Origin of the sequence: Streptomyces sp. Root1310 (genome assembly GCF_001426425.1) — a bacterium.
Lineage (GTDB): Bacteria > Actinomycetota > Actinomycetes > Streptomycetales > Streptomycetaceae > Streptomyces.
Map to the genome: position 1 here is coordinate 101,417 of NZ_LMEQ01000002.1, position 23,463 is coordinate 124,879.

Genomic DNA, 23,463 nt, shown 5'->3' on the forward strand with positions numbered 1-23,463 from the left:
CACGAGCCTCGACGAGTCTCACCATGCGGTACTCGGGAGGTGGTTTTCGGGCGCTCGTTAGACTGAGCCGACCCGCAGTACAAGGGCGTATGTGCGGAAACAGACAAACTGAGCGAGGAGCGCACGTGGGCCTTGTCGTGCAGAAGTACGGAGGCTCCTCCGTAGCCGATGCCGAGGGCATCAAGCGCGTCGCCAAGCGGATCGTGGAAGCGAAGAAGAACGGCCACCAGGTGGTCGTGGTCGTTTCCGCGATGGGCGACACGACGGACGAGCTGATCGATCTCGCCGAGCAGGTATCACCGATGCCCAGCGGCCGGGAATTCGACATGCTGCTGACCGCCGGAGAGCGGATCTCCATGGCCCTGCTGGCTATGGCGATCAAAAACCTGGGTCACAGCGCCCAGTCGTTCACCGGCAGCCAGGCAGGCGTCATCACCGACTCGGTTCACAACAAAGCCCGGATCATCGACGTCACGCCGGGGCGCATCCGGACCGCGCTGGACGAGGGCAACATCGCCATCGTCGCCGGGTTCCAGGGTGTCAGCCAGGACAAGAAGGACATCACCACGCTGGGGCGTGGCGGGTCCGACACCACGGCCGTCGCCCTCGCCGCCGCGCTCGACGCCGAGGTCTGCGAGATCTACACCGACGTGGACGGCGTGTTCACCGCCGACCCGCGCGTGGTGAAGAAGGCGCAGAAGATCGACTGGATCGCCTTCGAGGACATGCTGGAGCTCGCGGCCTCCGGATCCAAGGTGCTGCTCCACCGTTGTGTGGAGTACGCCCGCCGCTACAACATCCCGATCCATGTCCGCTCGTCCTTCAGCGGACTCCAGGGCACGTGGGTCAGCAGTGAGCCACTCGTTCCGAAGACACAGCAGCAAGGGGAAAAGCCGGTGGAGCAGGCCATCATCTCCGGTGTCGCGCACGACACCTCCGAGGCCAAGGTCACGGTCGTGGGCGTGCCGGACAAGCCGGGCGAGGCCGCCGTGATCTTCCGGACGATCGCCGACGCCGAGATCAACATCGACATGATCGTGCAGAACGTGTCCGCGGCCTCCACCGGTCTGACGGACATCTCCTTCACGCTGCCCAAGGCCGAGGGCCGCAAGGCCATCGACGCCCTGGAGAAGAACAAGGCCGGCATCGGCTTCGACTCGCTGCGCTACGACGACCAGATCGGCAAGATCTCCCTGGTCGGCGCCGGGATGAAGACCAACCCGGGCGTCACGGCCGACTTCTTCAAGGCCCTGTCCGACGCGGGCGTCAACATCGAGCTCATCTCGACCTCCGAGATCCGCATCTCGGTCGTGACGCGCGCCGACGACGTCAACGAGGCCGTGCGCGCCGTGCACACCGCCTTCGGGCTCGACTCCGACAGCGACGAGGCCGTCGTCTACGGGGGCACCGGCCGCTGATGGCCACTACCGTGCGGCCGACCCTCGCGGTCGTGGGAGCGACCGGGGCCGTCGGCTCGGTCATGCTCAGGATCCTCTCCCAGCGGGCCGACATCTGGGGTGAGATCCGCCTCGTCGCCTCTCCGCGTTCGGCCGGCCGCAAGCTGGCCGTGCGCGGCGAGGAGGTCGAGGTGGTGGCCCTGTCGGAGGAGGCCTTCGACGGGGTCGACGTCGCCATGTTCGACGTTCCCGACGAGGTCGCGGCGCAATGGGCGCCGGTCGCCGCCGCCAAGGGCGTGGTCGTCGTCGACAACTCGGGCGCCTTCCGGATGGACCCGGAGGTGCCGCTGGTCGTCCCCGAGGTCAACGCGCACGCGCTGCGGACCCGTCCGCGCGGGATCGTCGCCAACCCCAACTGCACGACGCTGTCGATGATCGTCGCCCTGGGCGCGCTGCACGCCGAGTACGGCCTGCGCGAGCTGGTGGTGTCGTCGTACCAGGCGGTGAGCGGGGCCGGGCGGGCCGGCGTGGAGACATTGCGGCGGCAGATGTCGCTGGTCGCCGGCACCGAGCTGGGGACCGGGCCCGGTGACCTGCGGCGGGCCGTCGGCGACGACACCGGTCCGTTCCCGGAGCCGGTGGCGCTGAACGTCGTCCCGTGGGCCGGGTCGCTGCGCGCGGACGGCTGGTCGTCGGAGGAGATGAAGGTGCGGGACGAGTCCCGCAAGATCCTCGGGCTGCCGAAGCTCCCGGTGGCCGTGACCTGTGTGCGCGTCCCGGTGGTCACCACGCACTCCCTCACCGTGCACGCCCGTTTCCAGGACGAGGTGACCGTGGAGGGCGCCCGCGAGATCATCGCGACGGCGCCGGGTGTCGTCCTGTTCGACAATCCGGCGGCGGGGGAGTTCCCCACCCCCGCCGACGTGGTCGGCACCGACCCGACCTGGGTGGGCCGGGTGCGGCGGGCTCTCGACGACCCGACGGCGCTCGAACTCTTCGTGTGCGGGGACAACCTGCGCAAGGGGGCCGCGCTGAACACCGCGCAGATCGCGGAGCTGGTGGCGGCCGAGCTGTCCTGAGGCGGCCGCGCCGGCGTCCGGTAAGGCGCTACCCAGGGTAAAAGCGCTGGCCAGGGCTTGGTGGGTTTGTAGGATCTCCAGTGCAATGTGAGCGGGTCGATGGTCCGAACCACTTGTACCGGACACCTTTGGCATCCGAAGATTTTCCTCCCCGCTCTCCGCAACCGTGCGCAGGGCGGGGAGCGTCTTTGTGGACACCCTGCGGGGTGTGCGCAGACGTGTGAACGATCACAGCGTTCGGGGACGCGGTGATCGGGGCGTGGGGACGCCCGTTCATATGGCATATAGGGGAAGAGCGGGACAGATGAGACGGGTGCGCGGGGCCTTGGCCGACGCAAAAGTGACGCCGGACGCGTACAACCCCCACAGGGGGAAGTGTGTCCAACTGGCGTGGCAGAGGTACTCGAACTCCCAGTGGCGCCCCGCGGCGCGGCCCTTCGGCCGCCGCGAGCCGTCCTCCGACCCCGTATGCCCGGCACGCCCGGCGGCATGCCGGTGATCGCGCCCATGCCCGCAGCGCGGCCCGCCCGCGTCCCCAGCCAGCGTGACGGCGCCGAAGCCGCCGAAGCCGCGGAAGCGACCGTCGCCGCCGAGACCGCCGAGGCGGCCGGCACCACCGTCGACCACCTCACCGAGACCTACCGGGCGCACTACCGCTCGCTGCTCGGGCTCGCCGCCCTCCTCCTCGACGACACCGCCTCCTGCGAGGACGTCGTCCAGGAGGCCTTCATCCGTGTCCACTCCGCGCGCAAACGCGTCCGCGACCCGGAGAAGACCCTGGCCTACCTGCGTCAGACGGTCGTCAACCTCTCCCGCTCCGCCCTGCGCCGCCGCATCCTCGGTCTGAAGCTGCTCTCGAAGCCGATGCCGGACATGGCCAGCGCGGAGGAGGGCGCCTACGACCAGTTGGAGCGCGACTCGCTCATCAAGGCGATGAAGGGCCTTCAGCGCCGGCAGCGCGAGGTCCTCGTGCTGCGCTACTTCGCCGACATGACCGAGGCCCAGGTCGCCGCGACCCTCGGCGTCTCCCTCGGCTCGGTCAAGGCCTACGGCTCACGCGGCATCGCCGCCCTGCGCATAGCCATGGAGGCGTCGGCGTGAGCGGGGAAGCCGAAGGACAGGGCGCACACGGCAGCCACGACAGCCACGAGCGCCACGAGCCGTTCGCGTGGCACGAGCCGACGTCCGCGTCGCGTACACAAGAGCCGAAGCAATCGCACGCTGGGAACTCAACCGTGAACCACCACCTCGACGACCAGGGCCCCGAAGGGCTCGACTCGGACGAGCTGGCTCTGCGCCGGATGCTGCGCGACGCCGTCCAGGAGATGGAGCCGCGCGACGGCTCGCTGGACCACCTGCGGCGGGCCGTTCCCGTCCGGCGGGCCCGCAAGCGGCAGGCGGCCGTCGGCATGGCGGCCGCGGCTCTCTTCCTCGGCACCGCCGTCCCGGCCGTGCTGCACGTCTCGAACTCCGGCGGCTCCGACGCCAACCCTTCCATCGCCGGCCAGGCCTCACAGGCGCAGGGGGGCGCGGATCAGGGCAAGGGCCCCGACGGCGGCTCCTCGGGCAAGGTCGGCGACTCCTCCGGCAAGACCGGTGAGCAGGACAAGGGCGGCGCCACCGATCCCGACCAGGGCAAGGCGTCCGAGGGCAGCACCGCCTCCAGCGGTACCGGCCCCACCTCCGAGTCCGCGGCGAGCGCGCCCGCCTGTACGGCGGACCAGCTCGACGCCGGCACCCCGAGCGTCGACGTCCCCGACGCGGCCGGCACCGTCTACGGCACCTTCCGCGTCCAGAACGCCTCCAGCGCCACCTGCACCGTCAGTGGCGCCGTCTCCGTGACCTTCGGTGCCCAGGGCGCCGCCGACGCCTCGAAGATCACCGTCGTGGAGCACGCCTCCGGGGACGCGGCGGCCGGCCTGCCCGACCCCTCCCTCTACGTCTCCCAGCACGCGCTCGCCCCCGGCTCGGCCTACGAGGTCAAGTTCGCCTGGGTGCCCTCCGAGACCTGCCCCACCACGGGCGGCAGCGGCGGCGGCGACAGCGGCGGCTCGGCGTCCCCCTCCCCGACTCCGACCGAGCAGTCGAGCACGACCGGCGAGACCACCTCCGGCACCACGGCCCAGATGTACACCGAGGACGGCACGGTCGACGGCAGCGTGAACGTGTCCTACACGGCCGAGAGCGGTTCCCCGACGAGCGTGGCCACGGTGTCCGACGCGTGCGCGGGGACGATCTACCGGACGGGCGTGCTGGCGTCTTCCTGAACCGGCTCCCGGCGACCGGCCGATCCGGCACCGGGCTCCTCGGATTCCCCGGGCTCCTCGGGGAGGATGCCGAGCTCCGCGTCCCGCACGAACTCCACCTCGCGGCGCAGCAGCCGGAACCACATGAACACCACGAACCCGGCGAAGACGAACCACTCGCCGGTGTAGCCGAGGTTCTGGAACGCCTTCAGATCGAGCCCCGTGTCGGCCGCCGCGCTCGCGGGCACCGCCGTCATCCCCGAGTCGGCGGTGTCGAGCGTGACCCAGGCGTCGTAGAGGTCGTACGGCACCAGGTTGACCAGTGACGCGGCGCTGATCGCCGAGGTCTGACCGGCCGGCAGGCCGCCCTGGGCTCTCACCCCGTTGTCGCCCGGCGTCTCGGAGGCCTGGAGCGTGCCGGTGACGGTGACCTGACCGGCCGGCGGCTTCGGGGCCTTCGCGGAGTCGGCGCTGCCGGGCAGCCAGCCGCGCACCACGGGCAGCGCCTTGCCGCCGTCCGTGCGCAGCAGGGTCAGCACGTAGTACCCGTCCTTGCCGTCGAGCTGCCGGTCGGGCACCAGCAACTGCGTGCCGTAGTGGCCGGTGGCGGTGGTGCGCCGGCCAGAGGTCGACTTGTCCACGGGCAGCAGCCCGGTCAGGGGTCGCGCGGTCTGCGTGCGGGCCGACTCGGCCTGCTCCTTCGCGCTGCGGTGGTCGTCCACCCGCGCCTCGAACCGGCTCAGCTGCCAGGACCCCATGAACACGCAGAAGGGGATGGCCAGCAGCACGAAGACGTTGATCCCCCACCAGCGGGGCGTCAGCAGGAACCGGTACACGCCCTCCACGGTACGGGGCGGGCGCCGGGTGCCGACCCGCGGGGTGAGGGTCGGGCGGGACGCGGGCGAGGGCCGTGCGGGGCTGGGCGGTCGGACGCGGGGGCCGGACGCGGGAGGGGCTCTTGCGCGGCTCGTGCGGGGCTCGTGGCGCGGCTTGCGCGGGGGTCGGGTGGGGGTCGGCCGGGGCTCATTGGTGGGAAGGAGGTGCGAAGTCGGTGGGAAGTTATCCACAGCCTGGGGACCTTGGCGTCCCATTGCCCTCGCGGGCGGGCAATATGGGGTCATGACTGAGAGCAACGGGTCCGCCGCACCCGAGCAGTACGAGGAGATGCCGGACTGGGAGAAGCGCTTCCGGGCGCCGCGGGTGTCGCTGCCCGACTGGGCGGAGGACGCGCCGGACCGCTCCCTGTTCGTTTCCAATGCGACGGGGACGTACGAGCTGTACGCCTGGGACCGGGCCACGGGCCACCAGCGCCAGGTGACCGACCGGGCCAACGGCACGACGGACGGCGTGCTCTCCCCGGACGGCGCGTGGATCTGGTGGTTCGACGACAAGGACGGCGACGAGTTCGGCGTCTGGCGCCGTCAGCCCTTCGGCGGCGGAGCCGACGAGCCCGCCACCCCGGGCCTGGACGCCTCCTACCCGGCGGGCCTGGCCCTCGGCCGCGACGGTCGTACCGCGGTGGTCGGTCGCTCCACGGACGAGGAGGGTACGACGATCCACGTGGCGCGGATCGGTGAGCCGCCCTTCGAGCTCTACCGCCACCGGGAGTCCGCGGGCGTGGGCGACCTCTCCCACGACGGCTCCCTCATCGCCGTCGAGCACACAGAGCACGGCGACGCGATGCACTCCGCGCTGCGGGTCCTGCGCCCCGACGGCTCGAAGGTCGCCGAGCTGGACGACACCAAGGGCGGCGTCGAGGAACTGGGCCTGGAGGTGCTGGGCTTCGCCCCGGTCGACGGTGACTCCCGGCTGCTGATCGGCCACCAGCGCCGCGGCCGCTGGGAGCCCCTGGTCTGGGACGTGGCGACCGGCCTGGAGAAGGACCTGGACCTGGACCTGCCCGGCGACGTCAGCGCCGAGTGGTACCCGGACGGCTCGGGCCTGCTCATCGTGCACAGCTTCGAGGCCCGCAGCGAACTGTTCCGCTACGACCTCGCGAGCGCCGCGCTGGAGCGGATCACGACCCCGCCGGGCACGGTATCCGGGGCCACGGCCCGTCCGGACGGCAGCGTGGAGTACCTGTGGTCGTCCGCGGCCCGGCCGCCGGCGGTCCGCTCCACGACCGGCGAAGTGGTCCTGGACCCGCCCGGTATGAAGTCCCCCGGATCGGTCCCGGTGGAGGACGTGTGGGTGGAGGGGCCCGGCGGCCGCATCCACGCGCTGGTCCAGCGGCCCGCCGGCGCCACCGGCCCGCTGCCCACCGTCTTCGACATCCACGGCGGCCCGACCTGGCACGACAGCGACGCCTTCGCGGCGGCCCCGGCGGCCTGGGTGGACCACGGCTACGCGGTCGTCCGCGTCAACTACCGCGGCTCCACCGGCTACGGCCGCGCCTGGACGGACGCCCTCAAGCACCGGGTGGGCCTCATCGAGCTCGAGGACATCGAGGCGGTCCGGGAATGGGCGGTCGGCTCCGGCCTCGCCGACCCGGCCCGGCTGATCCTCACCGGCGGCTCCTGGGGCGGCTACCTGACCCTCCTCGGCCTCGGCGCCCAGCCCGACGCGTGGGCCTTGGGCATCGCCGCCGTCCCCGTCGCCGACTACGTCACGGCCTACCACGACGAGATGGAGGCCCTGAAGGCGATGGACCGCACGCTGCTCGGCGGCACCCCGGAGGAGGTCCCGGAGCGCTTCGAGGCCTCGTCCCCGCTGACGTACGTCGACAAGGTGCGGGCCCCCGTCTACATCTCGGCCGGTGTGAACGACCCCCGCTGCCCCATCCGCCAGATCGACAACTACGTCAAGCGCCTGGAGACGAGGGGAGCGGTGCACGAGGTGTACCGCTACGACGCGGGCCACGGCTCACTGGTGGTGGACGAGCGCATCAAGCAGGTGAGACTGGAACTCGAGTTCGCGGAAAGGCACTTGCCCCGCTGAGTGCCAACCCCAGCCCGACTCTCAGCCCCACGCGGCCCCTCCCTCTGTCCGAACCCTCGGCTCCTCCGCGCCGGTCGTCTCCCAGCCCCTCCGGCGTTCCAGGAGCGGGGGTTCGGGGGCGGAGCCCCCGAGGTCGGGAAGGGCAGGGGCGGCGGGGGCGGGAAACCCCCTGGGCGGGAGGGGCCGAGCGTTCGCCCGGAGGGGTGGGGGCTGGCGCCCGGACCCGCCGAGGGTTCGCCCGGAGGGGTGGGGGCTAGCGCCCGGACCCGCCTCGCCCCCTGCGGCGCAGCAACTCCGCCAGCCCCCGTCGGGTAGCGGCCAGCACCACCCGATCCGAGCCCCGCAGGACATACGCGTCAGAGAGGTCCCACAACAGTCCGGACCCACCCTGACCCTCACGGCCGGTGTCCAGCGCCAGCACCCGCCAGTACCCCGCCCGAAACGCCTCCCCGACCGTCTTGCCCTCCAACTGCGCATGCCCCCCGACCTGCAGCGCGGCGAACAACAACACCCGCCGCTCCACCGGGATCGCCCCCAGGATCTGCCGCCCCATCATCGCCCCGGCGAACGACGGCGCCGCGAGATGCGTGACGCTCCGGCTCCGGGTCAGCGCCTGCGGGTGCGCGGCCCGCAGGGTGCGGTACACGGCGGTCGCGAAGTCGTCGTCGTACAGCCGCAGCACCACCCGTAGATCGGGCCGCAGCGACCGCGCGTACAACGCGGCCTCCAGATTCGTCGTGTCGGAGCTGGTCACCGCGAGCAGCGCGTGCGCGCGGTGGATCTTCGCGGCCTCCAGCACCCCCTCCTGCGTGACGTCCCCCAGCACCACCGGCACCCGCAACCGCCGCGCCACCGCGAGTCCCCGCGCCTCCGGCCCGGCCTCGACGCACACCACGGGAATGTTCAGCTCACGCAACCGGGTCAGCACCCGGGTGCCGATCTTCCCCAGCCCGAGCAGCACGACATGTCCGCCGAGACCCCGGGGCGGCCGGCGCAGGGCACCCGCCCCGCGGAATGTCCCGAGCGCCTCCAGCACCGCCGCCAGCAGCACCGGCAGCAGCAGCAACCCCATCAGCCCGGAGAGGAGTTGAAGGACCTGGCGTTCGGTGGTGGCCCCGACGGCCGGGTCGTTGATGGCGAACAGATCCAGCAGCGTCAGATACAGCGCGCCCAGCGGATGGATACCGGTCACCAGCCATAACGCCACGGCCAGCGCGAACACACACCCGACCAGTCCGGCCAGCGACCACCGCAGCCGCCGCGAGAACAGGGAGGCGAAGGGCGCCACGACCCCGACGCCCCGCCCGGCCGGCAACGCGGGCCCGGCGGAGTAGGCGACCTGCTCCAGGACGACGGATCCGCGCCTCCCGGACGCGGCCGCCTCCCGGACGGCCGCCGCGTCGGGCAACAGCAGCGGCCCCTGCTCACCGCTGGCCTCGGAACCGTCTGCGAAGGCCGGGTCGCCGCCGATCGCGGAGAGCAGCGCGAGCGTGGGCAGGCCCGGCGGGTCGGACTCCCCGGGGCCGGCCGGCGGCCGCTCCACGGCACGCAGCAGCAGCCCGTCCGTCTGGACGACCTTGCTGGTGCCGACGACGGCGGTCGCGGCGAGCGCGGGGGCCGCGGTGTCGGCGTCGGACAGCACGGTGGTCGAGGCGTCACCGGAGGAGATGTCGTAGGCGTCTCCCGTCGCGCCCCCGCTCTCGGCGGCCAACGCGGCAGCCTGGTCCAGGAGTTCCTCGATGTGCTGGCCCAACCGCCGGTTGTAGAGCCGCAGGACGAGCCGCAGCCGGGGGTTGAGACGGCGGGCGGTGAGGGCGGCCCGGATGTTGGTCTCGTCGTCGTCGTACACGAGCGCCAGCGCGGCGGCCCGCTCCACCCCCGCCTCGGCGAGCACCGCCTCGGTGGCCTCCAGGGCCTCCAACGTCCGCTGCCCGCCCACGGGTTCGCTCGGCGCGGCGGGCGTGCCGTTGCCCGCCGCCCGGTTGACGGCCGCGCTCACCACCCGGTCGAGCAGCGCCGCCGACACCGCCCGGGCCCGCCCCACGACCGGCGGCCGCACCGTCCGCTCGGCGGGCGGCACGACGAGCGTGACCTGTTCCTCGTACACCCCCCGCAGTTCGGCGGCGAGCCGGTGCGCGAGACCGTCGTCACCGCACACCACCATGTGCGCGCCGGCGGTGCCCGGCGGCTGACCCTGATTCGGAACGGTCCCCACGAGGGAGAAGACTGCCTCACCGGGACGGGAGGTTCCACGGATGAGGTGAACACCCCGTACGGAACTCCCGTATGAAAGGGGAGGGAATGCGAGAAACAGGCATCAGGGAGAACACGGAAGCCGGAGGTGCGCGACCCGTGGCCATCACCAGAGCGGCCCCGCACGAGGAGGGCCCCCGCCGGGACCGACCGCAGGCGCCTCCCGCATCCCCCGCGCATCCCGCACCTTCAGCGCCTTCCGCGTCTTCAGCGCCTCTCACGCCGCCCGACGAGCCCGGGCGGCTCACCTCGCCCCTGGCCCTGACCCTGCTGCTGCTCCTGATGGTGCTGCTGCAGAGCCCCATCCGGCGCGCGCTGTCCGCCCCGGTGATGCAGAGCTGGATGACGGTGTTCGTGGCGGTGGTGGTGCAGGCGCTGCCGTTCCTGGTGCTGGGGGTGCTGCTGTCGGCGGCGATCGCGGTCTACGTACCGCCCTCCTTCTTCGCCCGTGCCCTGCCGTCCCGCCCCGGACTCGCCGTCCCGGTCGCCGGGGTCGCGGGCGCGCTGCTGCCCGGCTGCGAGTGCGCGTCGGTCCCGGTTGCCGGGGCCCTGGTCCGCCGGGGCGTGACCCCGGCCGCGGCTCTCGCCTTCCTGCTCTCCGCCCCGGCGATCAACCCGATCGTGCTCACGGCGACGGCCGTGGCCTTTCCCCGCAACCCCGAGATGGTGCTGGCCCGGTTCGTCGCCAGCCTGCTCGTGGCGTGCGCGATGGGCTGGCTGTGGCAACGGCTGGGCCGCACGGACTGGTTGCGGCTGCCGGCCCACGCGCCGCACGAGGGGGAGACCAAGGGGGCCGCGTTCTGGGACTCGGTCCGGCACGACGTGATGCACGCGGGCGGCTTCCTGGTCCTGGGTGCGATGGCGGCGGCGACCCTGAAGGCCGTCGCTCCGGAGAGCTGGCTGCGCACGGCCGCGGAGAACCCGGCGGTCGCCGTCCTGACGCTGGCCGTCCTCGCGGTGGTCCTCTCCATCTGTTCGGAGGCGGACGCGTTCGTCGCCGCGTCGCTGACCCAGTTCTCCCTCACGGCCCGGCTCGCCTTCCTGGTGGTCGGCCCGATGATCGACCTCAAGCTGTTCGCGATGCAGGCGGGCACCTTCGGCCGGGGCTTCGCGCTGCGCTTCGCCCCGGCGACCTTCGCGCTGGCCATCGTGTCGGCGGTCCTGACGGGATGGGTCCTGCTGTGAACCGACAGTCCCAGGCGGCCGTCCTCTTCCTCCTCGGCGCGGCCATGCTGCACGCCGGCACCACCGACCTCTATCTCCGCTACGTCAAGGCGGGCCTGCGCCCGCTGCTCCTGGCGTCCGGCGCGATCCTCATCGTCACGGCGCTGGCGACGGCCTGGTACGAACACCGCAGGACGAGGACCCAGACGCGGACCCGGACGAAGGCCCGGACGAAGGCCCGGACGAAGGCCCGGACGAAGACCGTGGCGACGGCTACAGCGACGGCTACTGCTACGGCGACGGCTACAGAGACGGCTACGGCGACAGAGACGGCGACGACGCGTCGGCCGGAGGGGCACGAAGCAGCCGCGGACGCCCACACACACCCCGAGGAAGCGCACCTCGAACACGCCCACCCCGAACCCCGGGTCTCCTGGCTTCTGATCCTCCCCCTCCTTGCACTGATCCTGGTCGCCCCGCCGGCCCTGGGCTCGTACAGCGCGACCCGCACGGGCACGGCCCTCCAGGAGCCCCTCGCCTACCCGGCCCTCCCCGCCACGGACCCGCTGCCGCTGAGCGTCGTCGACTACGCGGGCCGAGCCGTATACGACCACGGCCGCACCCTCACCGGCCGCGAGGTCCGCCTGACCGGCTTCGTGGCCCTGGACCACGACGGCACGCCCTATCTGGTCCGCATGGCCCTCAACTGCTGCGCCGCGGATGCCCAGCCGGTCAAGGTCGGTCTGACCGGCGCCATTCCTCCGGTCCTCCAGCCGGACACCTGGCTGACCATCACCGGCACCTACACCCCTCGCACCACCCACGACCCGGTGAACAACGGCCCCATCCCCTTCCTCAAGGTCACCACCGCCACACCGACCCCGACCCCACGGGACCCCTACGACGAGTCGTGGAACAACTGAGTGTTCCCGGCCGTCGACGTTCAGCTCACTTGAGCGTCCCAAACCCGAAATTCCCCCTGCTACGCGCCGGTTACGGCTCCCTCAACCCCTGGTGGCCGGGCGGTTAGCGCCTCATGATGGGGCCATGACGGCGGCCTCGCGTGCCTTGACACGACTGGCGACCTGGCCCGACCTCGCGGAGGTCCGGCCCAGCTGCGGCACCGGTCGGGCGTTGCGCTCGGGCGGGGTCGAGATCGCGCACTTCCACTCCGACCGGAGTGTCGACCTGCATCTCACCGGCAAGGCGATCCACCGGTTCGAGAGGGACCTGCGGCACTCCAGCGCGATCCGGCTGCTGCCCGGCTCGCCCTGGGTGACCGTCCATCTGGAGTGCGAGACGGACATCGACCTGCTCATGACGCTGGTGAGCGCCGCTCTCCAGGCCCACCAGAGGTACCCGGGTGCGGACCTCACGGTCCTTCCGCGCTGCAACGAGCACCGGGAAGTGGCGCTCACCCGCGAGAGCGCCGGCGGCATCTAGGACTCACTCCGAGGCCCCCTTCACCTGCGGTTCGTGCCGGTCGGCAGGTACCTGTCCGGCCGCCCGGTGCCCGCCCGGTGCCCTCCCGGCGCCCGCCCGGTGCCCTCCCGGCGCCCGTCCCGGCCGTCCGGTAATCCGTTCCGCGTCTGGTGAGCTGACGGCCCGTCAGTTATCGTCCCCTGGCGGGCCGAAGCCATCACCCGGACCGGCGCCGATGCCGTTGCCGATGCCGTTGCCGATATGGAAGGGGCGAGCGCCATGGAGACCGAAACGGATCGTCCGAGCCGTCCTCCCCGGAGCCCGCAGCCGCCGGGCGTTCCCCGCTGGGTGGCGATGTTCTACGACCCGGCCTCGACGTCCTGGCGGCCGGGCGCCGAATCCCCCGACCGCACGCCCGTGTTGTACGCGATCGGCGAGATGACGCAGGTCAAACGGGCCCGGGGCGACGAGGTCGCCGTCGACCTGTGGGGCCCGAAGGACGGTGAGTGGCGGCGCTACGACCCGTCCCCGTCCTCGTCCCCGGCCTTGACCCCGTCCTTGACCCCGTCCTCGTCCCCGGCCGGTTCCGTCCCGGAGGCTGCGCAGCCGTCGGGCGATGGCGGCGCGCGGCCCGGCCATGCCAAGCTCGCGGAACGCATGGAGGACCGCCGGCACCAGGTCATCATGGCGGGCCTGGGCAAGGCGGGCCTCTACGATCTCGCGCCGGAGGACGTGACCGCCGTCCGGACTCTGGTCGACCAGGTGGACGAGGCCACGCTGCGCCGGGTCGCCCACTGGATGGCCCTGGCGGGCAGGCCGGTTGAGTGAGGCGGACGCAGGGCAGACACGGCGTATGACGGTCTCCGTGAACCGCGAACTCTGTTACGGCTCCGGCGAATGCGCCTTCCGCCTGCCCTCCGTCTTCACCACCGCGGACGACGGCCTCGGAGCCGTCGTCCCGGGGCGCGAGGAAACGGGCGGCGACCCGGAGGTGCGGGAGGCGGCCGAGCGCTGCCCGTCGCAGGCCATCAGCCTCTAGGGGTGCCCCGGGGCGGGTAGCTCCAGCGGAAGGACTCCAGCGCCCGGGTCCGCGCCTCCACCACCGCCATGCGCGCCTCCCGTTCGGCGGGGTCGACGTGCGCGGACTGGCCCGTCACCTGCCCGTCCCACTTCCGGTAGAGGAGCCCGGTCCGCGCCGAGAACCAGCCGCGGCTCACCGAGTTGAGCGCCAGCAGGACACCGGTGTCCTCGGACGCAGGCAGGGCCATCCAGCCGCCGAGCGCGGTCAGCAGGTCCCGCCGTACGAAGAGACTCGCGGGGTGCACCGGCGCGCGGAAGTCGTTCGCCTTCCAGTGGTCGAGTACTGCCCCCCGCTCGATGGGCCCCTCGGCGGGATCGCCGGGGAAGCCGACCGTGGAGCCGTCCGGCAGGAGGTCCAGGGCGCTCGAGGTCGCCCAGCCGAGGGCCGGATCGCGTTCGAGGGCGGCCAGGTCGCGGGCGAGGGTGCCGGGCGCGAGCCGGTCGTCGGCGTCCAGGACCTTCACGTACTCGCCCTCGGCGTGCGCGAGGGCGATCGTGCGGGCGACCCCGGGTCCGCCCGGGCGTCCCTGACGGAAGGTCACCCGGGGGTCGTCCGGGATGTGGGGCGCGACCTCGTCGGTCGTGCCGTCCTCCTGGATCACCCAGTGCCAGTCCCAGCCCGCGGGTAACTCCTGTGTGCGCAGAGACTCGTAGGCCTCGGGCAGATACCGGGCCGAAGGGGCGTGCACGGCGGTGACTATGACGATGCGTCGGCTCACGAGGGCAGCGCTTCCGGGCGAGGTTCCGGGTGATCGAGACGCCCCGGGCGCTCGCGCCCGCCGTGGCCACGGACCGCCGTCGCTCTGCTGGGTATCGGCACGGCCGCCAGCCTACGACTCCCGGTCACCGGATCTCACCGAGGGGCCACCGGGGACTCACCGGGACGGGCCGCGCGGGAAAAGAGGGGAGGGGGAAGGGGGGGAAGGGGCGGGAAAGGCCGGGAAACGGGCGGAGGCGGGCAGGAAAAGGCCCGGTCGCTGGCGACGGGGGATGCACCAGCGACCGGGCTATGGCCAAGGCTAACAAGGCTGCCGGGTCGGCGGGAGCCGACGTCTCAGCTGCCCTGCCGTTGTGATCGGGATCACTCTCCCGGTCAGTCCTCGCACGGAGGCTCGTAGGAGAGCCGGGGCAGGTACTCGTGCCACTTGTCGGCCGTCAGCACGCCTCGCGTGGACGCGCAGATACGACTGATCGCCGCGTCGACGTCCAGGTTCCACAGCCGTACCGTGTCGGCGCCGCTGGAGACGCCGAGCATGTGGCTGTTGGGACTGAAGGACAGGAAGTTGCCGGTCTTGGCGTTGGGGCTCATCGACTGGCCGATGGGGGAGGCCCCGGCCGGGTCGGTCACGTTCCACAGCCGGATCGTGTTGTCGTTCCCGCCGCTGGCGAGGGTCTCGCCGTCCTGGCTGAAGGTCAGGGACACCACCGCCTCGGTGTGGCCGGTGAGGGGCGAGCCCCGCCGGGACGCCCGCGCGGGGTCGGTCACGTTCCACAGCCGTACCGTGTCGTCGTCGCTGCCGCTGGCCAGCGTGCGGCCGTCCGGGCTGTAGACGAGCGCGTTGACCGGGCCGACGTGCCCGGTGAGGGGCTTGCCGACAGGCGTGGTGTGCCGGGGATCGGTCACGTTCCACAGCCGTACGGTGTGGTCCGCGCTGCCGCTGGCGAGGGTGCGGCCGTCCGGGCTGAACACGAGGGCGTTGACGAACCCCTTGTGCCCGGTGAGCGGTGCGCCGAGCGCGGTGGCGTGGGCGGGGTCGGAGACGTCCCACAGCTGGATGGTGCGGTCGTCGTAGGCGGTCGCCAGCGTGCGTCCGTCCGGCGCGAAGGCCAGCGCGTCGGGGCCCAGGAACCGGGTGCGCAGCTCGACAGGCGGCCCCGCGGAGACCGGCCGGGCCGGGTTGGTGACGTCCCACAGGTACACCGCCCGGTTGGCCGTCAGCACGGCGAGCGTGCGACCGTCGGGCGAGAAGGCGAGCGTGCGCTCGCTGCCGTCGTCGGGCATGAAGGGCGCACCCAGCGTCACGGGCCGGTCGGGGTCCGCCACGTTCCACAGCCGGACCCTGCCGTCTCGGGCGGCCGTGGCCAGCACCCGTCCGTCCGGCCGGAAGGCGCCGCTGCGGCCGATCATGTCCGACGTCGGGATCGACCAGAGCCGGACCTTGCTGTCGCCGTTGCCGGTGGCGAGGGTCCGGCCGTCGGGGCTGAAACCGATGGCGTACATCTCGCCGCTGCCCCCCGCGAGCGGCTCGCCGACCTGCGAGGGGTACGCCGGGTCGCTCACGTTCCACAGGGTGGCCGTGCTGTCCGCGCTGCCGGCGGCCAGCATGGTCCCGGCGGGGTTGAACGCCACCGACCACACGGGGCCGGTGTGCCCGGTGAGCGGTGGGCCGAGCTGGGTGGCCCGCCCTGGGTCGGTCACGTCCCACAGCCGGATCGTGTCGTCCGTGCTGCCGCTGGCGAGAGTGTCCCCGTCGGGGCTGAAGTCCAGCGAGTGCACGGTGTCGGTGTGACCCGCCAGGACCCTGTCGATCCGCTCCGGCCGGCGCGGGTCGGCCGTGTCCCACAGCCGGATCGTGTTGTCGTCGCCGCCGGCCGCGAGCGTACGGCCGTCCGGGCTGAACGCCACGGAGCGCACGGCGGCCGTGTGGCCGGTCAGCGCGCCGAGCGCCGTCGGCCGGCCCGGTGCCGTCATGTCCCACATCCGCACGGTGTGGTCCTCGCCCGCGGAGGCCAGGGTCCGCCCGTCCGGGCTGAAGGCAAGGAGGTAGATCGTGCCGGTGTGGCCGGTCAGGGGCTTCCCCAGCGGGCGCGGGTGGGCGGGATTCCGGACGTCCCACAGCCGGACGGTGCCGTCGTCGCCCGCGCTGGCGAGGGTGCGGCCGTCCGGGCTGAACACCGCGCTGCTCACCCAGCTCCGGTGGCCGGTGAGGGGCTTGCCCAGGGGCTTGGGACGGGACCGGTCGCCGACGTCCCAGAGCCGGACGGTCCGGTCGTAGCTGGCGGTGGCCAGCACCTTGCCGTCCGGGCTGAACGAGGTGAGGTAGACGGCGCCGGTGTGGCCGAGGAGCGGTGTGGCCAGCGGCGCGTTCACGATCGAGACCAGGCGGTTGTTGGTGCCCGCGTCGCCCGGCCGCAGGTCGTGCGCCACCAGGTCGAGCTGCGCGGACAGCGACGGATCCGTGTACTGGACGCGGTCGGCCTCCGCGACCACCTGCTCGAACACGGCGTCGTTGCGCTGCTGCCAGGCGACCACGGCCGCGCCGACGGCGAGGATCGCCAGCACCACCAGCGCCGAGACCGCGCCCCGGCTGATCCACACGATGCGCCTGCGCAGCCTGACGGACGCTGCCAGGAACTCCACCGCGCTGCGGGTCAGGAAGGTGTCGCCGGCGGACTTCGCCCAGCTGTGGGCCTGCTCCAGCCGGGAGCCCCGGTAGAGCAGCGCCGCGTCGCGGTTCGAACTGTCCCAGGCCCGGCCGTCCTCCTCCAGCCGCTGCCGCAGCAGATGGTCGCTGCGGTCCTCGTCGATCCAGTCACGCAGCCGGGGCCAGGCGTGCAGCAGCGCCTCGTGGGTGATCTCGACGGTCTCCGCGTCGAGGGTCACGAGCCGGGCGCGCACCAGGGCCTCGAGCGACTCTTCCGTCTTGCCCGGGTCGGCCGACTCCTCCGCGAGCTGCCGACGGGTGCCCCGGCGCCGGGTGGCCTGGGTGTCCTCGCCGACCCGGACCAGCCGCATCAGGAGCAGCCGGGCCGCGGTACGCGCCGCCGGGTCGAGCCCGGACCAGGCCCGCTCGGCGGTCGCCGCCACCGCGCCCTGGATGCCGCCCGCCGCGCGGTAGCCGGCCAGCGTCAGCCGTCCCGCCTTCCGGCGCTGCCAGGTGGCGAGCAGGGCGTGCGAGAGAAGGGGCAGCGCGCCCGCGTGCGCTCCGCGTGGACCGTCGACGGTCACCTCACGGATGATCAGCTCCGCCAGCCCGGGCTCCAGCTCCAGTCCCACGGCCCTGGCCGGCCCGGTCACCGCCTCGCGCAGCTCCGAAGTGGACAACGGCCCCAGCACCATGTGCCGGTGCTGGAGCGCGTCGGAGAGCTCGGGGTGGCTGAGGCACTCCTCGTAGAAGTCGGCGCGGACACCGAGGACGACGAGGACGGGGGGCGGTAACGGCGTGCCGGCCGTGTCGGCCGTGTCGGCAGCGCCGGCCGTGTCGGCAGCGCCGGCCGTGCCGGCCGTGCCGGAGTCCGCGGGGGTGCAGGCGTCGTGCAGAAGCTGGATGAAGAGGCGCCGGTCCGCCTCGTCGGGACAGAGGGTGAAGGCCTCCTCGAACTGGTCGACGATGATGACGGGGCGGGCCGGGAGACCGGAGGAGACGGAAGGGCCGGAAGGGCCGGAGGGGCCGGACAGGCTGGAGGGGCTGGAAGGGCCGGAAGGTTCCGGGGGGCCGGAGGGGTCGGAAGCTTTGGAGGAGGCGGCCGCGTCCCGTTCTGCCCAGGCGGTGACGGCCTCCCGTACGGCCCGCGCGAAGCCGGGGGTGCCGGGTTTCCCGACGGTGGCAGGGGTGGCTGTGGCTGTGGTCCCGGCCGAGGTCGAGCCAGAGCCAGGGGAAGGGCCGGAGCCGGGGGAAGAGCCGGAGCCGGGGGGAGAGCCAGAGGTAGAGCCAGAGGTAGAGGCAGGGGTAGGGGTAGGGGTAGGGGCAGGGGTGGATGGGGCGAACGGGGCCAGTTCGGGGATACGGCTGGTCAGCTCGGTGAGCGGATCGGCGCCCGGTACCAGTTGGAGGACCCGCGCGGAGTTCCCGGCCTCCGCCCGGCCGCCGCGGTTGCGGTCGGCCACCGCACCGTTCTGAAGGGCGGGTACGAGGCCGGCGCTGAGCAGGGAGGACTTGCCCGCTCCGGAGGCGCCGACCAGCATGACCAGGCCGCCCGTCCGTTCCGCCGCGCGAAGCTGGGCGACGAGGGCTTCCGTGCTCCGCTCCCGGCCGAAGAACCAACGGGCGTCCTGCTCGCGGTACGAGGCGAGTCCGCGGTAGGGGCACACCCCTGCGGGGACACCCTGAGCCTCGGCCGCCGGCTGCTCGCCCTGCTCGTCCGCCACCGGAGCGACGGGGACATCGACGACGACCGGATCGGCCACCGCCCGCTCCCACAGCCGCTGCCACTGCCCGAGGTCGTACAGCCCGGTGGACACCGGTGCGGGCCGCGTGCGCCGCGCCTCGGGTATCAGCACGTGCAGCACGGCGGCGAGGGCGGCGAACTGGGCCGGTACGTTCCTGGCCCGTCGCCAGTCGCTGATCCGCTGGGTGGACACCCTTACGGGCCGTCCCCGCTCGTCGACCCGCTGGAGTCGGGCGACCGTCTCGGACACGCGCTTGAGCGGAGGGTTGCCGGCCTCCTTGTACAGCAGCGCGAGTCGTTCCGCGAAGGCTGTGCGTGCGCCCGAGTCGGAACTCAAGGCCTCCACCCCTATCCTCACCCGCACCTGCAATCCGGACCGGAAAAACCACTTTATATGGCTGACCTGCGGTTAAGTGGCTGACCGGACATCGGATCCTCCTCGGTTCGGGCCTCAGCTGGCAGTATCCGGAGGCAGAAGCGCAGGAACCGGGCGTAACGCGGGCGACCGCGCGCTCGGCGCGCGAACCGCGCCGTCACGGCGTGGTCGACTCCGCCCGCACCGTTCGTCACCGGTCCGCACGAGGGGAGGGACCGGTGGCCAACGGTGCGGCGTGTGACGATCCTCGGGTTTCGACCAAGATGACAGGCGCCCGGCACGCCTGAAACGCCAGACACGGCAGACACGGCAGACACGGCAGGGACGGCGGGGACGACGGTGGCCGTTCCCCGGCCTCACGCCCGGAGGCGGGCCCTGACGCGCAGGACGGATACTCCGCTGCTGCCGCTGCCGCTGGGTCGAGGTCGGCTAGGTCGAGCCCGGCTGGGCCGAGCGCGGCTGGGTCGTCGGGATCCGGTGGGTGAAGAACAGGGCGACGACGGCGGCGAGCGCGAGGACGGCGAGGGCGGCGCGCAGGCCGTCGAGCCGCGCCTCCGTGTTCGCGTCGAGCGCGGCGTCGGTCACGGCGTCGGTCGCGTCGGCGTCCTCGAGGACGGCCTTGAGCTGGGCGTCCGACAGGAAGGGCGCCCCGCTCTGGAGCTGAACGCTCGCCTCGCTCTTGACCCGGTCGGGGACGTCCGGGTTCTGTTCGATGCTGGTCAGGAACGAGGTGGTCAGCGTGGCGATCATGATCGACCCGGCGAGTGCCGTACCGATCGAGGCGCCGAGGTTGGTGACGGAGTTCTGGACGCCGCCCACCTCCGCACTCTGCTCGTCCGGCACCGCGGACACGGTGACCGAGCCGAGCTGGGAGGCCAGCGCGCCCATGCCGAGACCGATCAGCAGCAGCGGGATCGTCACGATCTCCGCGCCCGCGTCCGCGTCGAGCGCGGCCATCAGGATCACCGCGCCCGCGAACATCGCGAGGACCCCGGACCGCACGACCCTGCGCGGTGAGACGTCCGGGAGGAGCCGTGGGATCAGGATCGCGGCGGCCAGCAGGGTCAGCGAGAGCGGCAGGATGCGCGCGCCGGTCTTGAGTGCCGACAGGCCGAGCGCGACCGACAGATAGAGCGGTACGACGAAGAACACGCCCATCTGCACGAGGTACTGGAAGAAGAACATCGTCAGGCCGCCGGTGAGCTGCTTGTTCCCCAGCAGGGCCGGCTGCACGAGAGGCTCCCTGCCCCGGCCGACGAGCCGGGTCTCCCAGCGGAGGAAGACCCAGATCAGGAACAGGCCCGCGAGCATCAGCCAGACGACCGGCGAGACTCCCAGCCAGGAGGGTGCGTCGGGTTTCGGCCGGAACCAGCCCCACGTGGACGAGCGCAGGACGCCGAACACGAAGGTCCCGAGCCCCAGGGCGGAGAGCACGGCCCCGAAGAGGTCGATGCGCGGCCGCCGGTCGGGCACCGCGTCGGCGGCCCGCCGGGCCAGCACCAGGATGCCGAGCACGAGGATCACCTCCCCGGCGAACACCCAGCGCCAGGAGAAGTACGTGGTGGCCACGCCGCCGATGAGCGGCCCCAGCGCGATGGCCACCGCTCCGGCGGCGGCGACGAGTCCGTAGGCGGCGGGGCGGCGTTCCACGGCGAAGTTCCCGGCGACGAGCGCCACGATCGCGGGCAGGATCAGCGCCGCTCCGATCCCCTCCAGGAGCGACCAGCCGACCAGCAGAACCGGCAGGTTCGGGGCGAGTGCCGTGGTCAGCGACCCGCATCCGTAGATGACGCAGCCGATCATGAAGGCCCGCTTGCGGCCGATCAGCGCGCCGACCTTGCCGCCGGGGATCATGAGCATCGCCATCACGAGGGTGTACGCCGTGATCGCGCCCTGGATGCCGGTCACGGTCGAGTCCACGTCCTCGGCCACCGTGGCGATCGACACGTTCATGACGGAGCTGTCGAGCGCCATCAGGAACTGGCCCGCCGCGAGCGTCAGCAGGACGATCTGCGCTGTTTTCGAACTCCCGTGCGTATTCGCTGTGGGGGGCATGGTCGCATTCTCGCCACGGTCACGCGGAACGCGGCCGCGACCCGCCAACGGGGTCAGCCGGGTGGCGGCTCCTCGCCGCGACCCGGCCGCCCACGCGTCGGCGTTCCCCGTGGGACCGTGCTGTCAGCGTTCCCGCGGGACCGTGCACAGGGCCCAGATCACGAAGGCGTACAGCGCGATCAGGGTGAGCGACCAGACGGGGTAGTACGGGATCGACAGGAAGTTGGCGATGATCAGCAGCCCCGCGATGCCGACCGCGACGACGCGCGCCCACGTGGCACGCGAGAAGAGGCCGACGCTCACGCCGATGGCGATCACGCCGAGGACCAGCTGGATCCAGCCCCAGCTCGTCAGGTCGAACTTGAAGACGTAGTTGGGGGTGGAGACGTAGATGTCGTCGTCGGCGATGGCCATGATGCCTCGGAACAGATCGAGGACACCGGCGATGAACAGCATCACGCCGGCGAACGTCACCAGCCCGCCGGCGGTCGCCTCGGATGCGGACGACCTGTGGTGCGCCGTGCTCGTGGTCATGGCGGATTCCTCACTTCGTCGGTGATGCGCGATGTGCGGCACTGCCTCTCCGAGCGTGTGGCGTGGCCGAGGACGGGAGATCACCCGGGGCGGGTGAAGTTTGCGGCGTGGATCCCTGGTGCCCTGGAAGCGGACACACCGGCGATGCGGCAGGCGTCCGGGCGCTCACACCGGCCGACGCCGACCGCGCTCCCGTCGAGGCACGGGTACGCCGACCGTTCGTGATCGGCCGAAGGGAGCCCGCAGCCGCGACATGGCCATGACCTTCGTCGACGCCCCGGGCGTCCGGCGCGACCACCCCACGGAGCCGCAGCCATGACCGACAACCCCCTGGACGGACACGACGTGCGGCATCGCACCCCCGAGGAGCGGGCCGCGCTCGGCAAGGCCGCGCGGACGAGAGCGCCCCGCTCCAGTCATGCCGAGTTCGTGCCCGGACCGAAGCGGCCGGACCCGTTGAAGATCATCGAGAAGCAGTCGGCGACCCGGTTGCCCGGCCTCGTGCCGATCCGCTACAGCAGGATGTCCGAGTCGCCGTTCCGGTTCTACCGGGGGGCCGCCGCCATCATGGCGTCCGATCTCGCGAACACCCCGACGACGGGGCTGCGTACCCAACTGTGCGGTGACGCCCACATGTTGAACTTCCGGCTGCTGGCCTCACCCGAGCGGCGCCTCATGTTCGACATCAACGACTTCGACGAGACGCTGCCGGGCCCCTGGGAGTGGGACGTCAAGCGCCTGGCCGCGAGCCTCGTCATCGCGGGCCGGGCGAACGGCTTCAGCACGAAGGAGCGGGCCAGGATCGTACGGGCCACCGTGGGGTCGTACCGGGAGAGCATGCGGTCCTTCGCCGGACTCGGCAACCTGGCCGTCTGGTACGCCCAGTTCGACGTCAACTGGGTGCGGGACCGGTTCGGGGCGGACCTGTCGGCGCGGGGCCGCGAGCGGTGGGCGCAGGCCGTGACCAAGGCGCTCTCGCACGACACCCTCCAGGTCTTCGACAAGCTCACCCACGTCGTCGACGGCAGGCGCCTCATCGCGCCCGACCCGCCGCTCATCACCCGTCTAGAGGACCTGCTGCCCGGTGAAGGCAGCGGTGGCGACGTGGAGAAGGGCATCCGACGGCTGATCGAGCGCTACGGCCAGTCCATCCAGTCGGACCGGCGGTACCTGCTGGAGCAGTACCGGGTGGCCGACATGGCCCGCAAGGTCGTCGGCGTGGGCAGCGTGGGCACCCGCTGCTGGATCGTGCTGCTGCTCGGCAAGGACGACGAGGATCCGCTGTTCCTCCAGGCCAAGGAGGCCGACGAGTCGGTGCTGGCGCCCTACGCAGGGGTGAGCACGTACCGGACGCAGGGCGAGCGGGTGGTCGCCGGACAACGCCTGATGCAGGCCACCAGCGACATCTTCCTGGGCTGGGAGCGTGTGGAGGGCATCGACGGCCGGCGACGGGACTTCTACGTACGGCAGTTGCGGGACTGGAAGTGGGTCGCCGTGGCCGAGGACATGGTGCCGCGCGGCATGCGCACCTTCGGCGCGCTGTGCGGCGCGACGCTGGCCCGCGCCCACGCGCGATCCGGCGACCGGATCGCCATCGCCGCCTATCTGGGCGGCGGCGACAGCTTCGACCGGGCGCTGGTGACCTTCGCCGAGCAGTACGCCGACCAGAACGAGCGCGACCACGAGGCACTCGTCACCGCCGTCGAGGAGGGGCGACTGCCGGCACAAGCGGCCTGACGGCGTGCGGGCCGAGTGGGCTTCCGCCCGACCGCCTCCGCCCGACCGCCTCCGGGCTCCGGCCTCCGGGCTCC

At 72.4% G+C, this 23,463-nt stretch carries 17 protein-coding genes; 11 read left to right on the forward strand and 6 right to left on the reverse strand.

The window, feature by feature from the left end:
• Positions 1-125: 125 nt before the first annotated feature.
• The 4 genes from ASD48_RS10130 to ASD48_RS10145 all read left to right on the forward strand — a co-directional run bounded on the left by ASD48_RS10130 (position 126) and on the right by ASD48_RS10145 (position 4,743).
• Positions 126-1,418, forward strand: coding sequence for an aspartate kinase (locus ASD48_RS10130; protein ID WP_020129234.1), 1,293 nt, complete (start codon positions 126-128; stop codon positions 1,416-1,418).
• Positions 1,418-2,476: an aspartate-semialdehyde dehydrogenase gene (locus ASD48_RS10135; RefSeq protein WP_057601176.1), complete on the forward strand. Its 1,059-nt coding sequence runs from the start codon at positions 1,418-1,420 to the stop codon at positions 2,474-2,476. Before ASD48_RS10130 ends, ASD48_RS10135 begins: the two co-directional genes overlap by 1 nt.
• 468 nt (positions 2,477-2,944) lie before the next feature.
• Positions 2,945-3,577 (forward strand): SigE family RNA polymerase sigma factor, encoded by a 633-nt coding sequence (locus tag ASD48_RS10140; RefSeq protein WP_242432565.1) that lies wholly within the window; start codon positions 2,945-2,947, stop codon positions 3,575-3,577.
• 134 nt (positions 3,578-3,711) lie between these two features.
• Positions 3,712-4,743, forward strand: a complete 1,032-nt coding sequence (locus ASD48_RS10145; protein ID WP_057601177.1) for a hypothetical protein — start codon at positions 3,712-3,714, stop codon at positions 4,741-4,743.
• On the opposite strand, the gene ASD48_RS10150 is transcribed toward ASD48_RS10145, so the two are convergent.
• Positions 4,713-5,558 (reverse strand): SURF1 family protein, encoded by an 846-nt coding sequence (locus tag ASD48_RS10150; RefSeq protein ID WP_199875740.1) that lies wholly within the window; start codon positions 5,556-5,558, stop codon positions 4,713-4,715. The genes ASD48_RS10145 and ASD48_RS10150 overlap by 31 nt on opposite strands.
• Before the next feature lie 283 nt (positions 5,559-5,841).
• On the opposite strand from ASD48_RS10150, the gene ASD48_RS10155 reads away from it, so the two are divergent.
• Positions 5,842-7,659, forward strand: a complete 1,818-nt coding sequence (locus ASD48_RS10155) for a prolyl oligopeptidase family serine peptidase (RefSeq protein WP_057601179.1) — start codon at positions 5,842-5,844, stop codon at positions 7,657-7,659.
• Between the two features lie 253 nt (positions 7,660-7,912).
• On the opposite strand, the gene ASD48_RS10160 is transcribed toward ASD48_RS10155, so the two are convergent.
• Positions 7,913-9,823 (reverse strand): NAD-binding protein, encoded by a 1,911-nt coding sequence (locus ASD48_RS10160; protein WP_057601381.1) that lies wholly within the window; start codon positions 9,821-9,823, stop codon positions 7,913-7,915.
• A gap of 188 nt (positions 9,824-10,011) precedes the next feature.
• Here ASD48_RS10160 and ASD48_RS10165 point away from each other — a divergent pair, with 188 nt between their 5' ends.
• From ASD48_RS10165 to ASD48_RS10185, 5 genes are all read left to right on the forward strand, one after another.
• The gene (locus ASD48_RS10165; RefSeq protein ID WP_057601180.1) at positions 10,012-11,097 is read left to right on the forward strand and encodes a permease; all 1,086 of its coding nucleotides are present in this window, start codon (positions 10,012-10,014) and stop codon (positions 11,095-11,097) included.
• Complete coding sequence (locus tag ASD48_RS10170; protein ID WP_057601181.1) at positions 11,094-11,999, forward strand: TIGR03943 family protein; 906 nt, start codon at positions 11,094-11,096, stop codon at positions 11,997-11,999. Before ASD48_RS10165 ends, ASD48_RS10170 begins: the two co-directional genes overlap by 4 nt.
• Positions 12,000-12,123: 124 nt before the next feature.
• Positions 12,124-12,519: a luciferase family protein gene (locus ASD48_RS10175; protein ID WP_057601182.1), complete on the forward strand. Its 396-nt coding sequence runs from the start codon at positions 12,124-12,126 to the stop codon at positions 12,517-12,519.
• A gap of 258 nt (positions 12,520-12,777) precedes the next feature.
• Positions 12,778-13,326: a hypothetical protein gene (locus ASD48_RS10180; RefSeq protein WP_057601183.1), complete on the forward strand. Its 549-nt coding sequence runs from the start codon at positions 12,778-12,780 to the stop codon at positions 13,324-13,326.
• A gap of 25 nt (positions 13,327-13,351) precedes the next feature.
• A complete protein-coding gene (locus tag ASD48_RS10185) occupies positions 13,352-13,537 on the forward strand; it encodes a ferredoxin (RefSeq protein WP_057601184.1) in 186 nt (61 codons plus the stop codon).
• Here ASD48_RS10185 and ASD48_RS10190 read toward each other — a convergent pair.
• From ASD48_RS10190 to ASD48_RS10205, 4 genes are all read right to left on the reverse strand, one after another.
• Entirely contained in the window at positions 13,527-14,297 is a 771-nt protein-coding gene (locus ASD48_RS10190) for a glycosyltransferase family 2 protein (protein WP_057601185.1), read from the reverse strand. The genes ASD48_RS10185 and ASD48_RS10190 overlap by 11 nt on opposite strands.
• A gap of 374 nt (positions 14,298-14,671) precedes the next feature.
• Positions 14,672-19,033 (reverse strand): PD40 domain-containing protein, encoded by a 4,362-nt coding sequence (locus tag ASD48_RS10195; RefSeq protein WP_079073705.1) that lies wholly within the window; start codon positions 19,031-19,033, stop codon positions 14,672-14,674.
• A 459-nt stretch (positions 19,034-19,492) separates the two neighbouring features.
• Complete coding sequence (locus ASD48_RS10200) at positions 19,493-21,118, reverse strand: MFS transporter (RefSeq protein WP_057601186.1); 1,626 nt, start codon at positions 21,116-21,118, stop codon at positions 19,493-19,495.
• Between the two features lie 123 nt (positions 21,119-21,241).
• Entirely contained in the window at positions 21,242-21,652 is a 411-nt protein-coding gene (locus ASD48_RS10205) for a hypothetical protein (protein ID WP_057601187.1), read from the reverse strand.
• Positions 21,653-21,967: 315 nt separating this feature from the next.
• Here ASD48_RS10205 and ASD48_RS10210 point away from each other — a divergent pair, with 315 nt between their 5' ends.
• Entirely contained in the window at positions 21,968-23,389 is a 1,422-nt protein-coding gene (locus tag ASD48_RS10210; protein ID WP_057601188.1) for a DUF2252 domain-containing protein, read from the forward strand.
• Positions 23,390-23,463 lie beyond the last annotated feature (74 nt).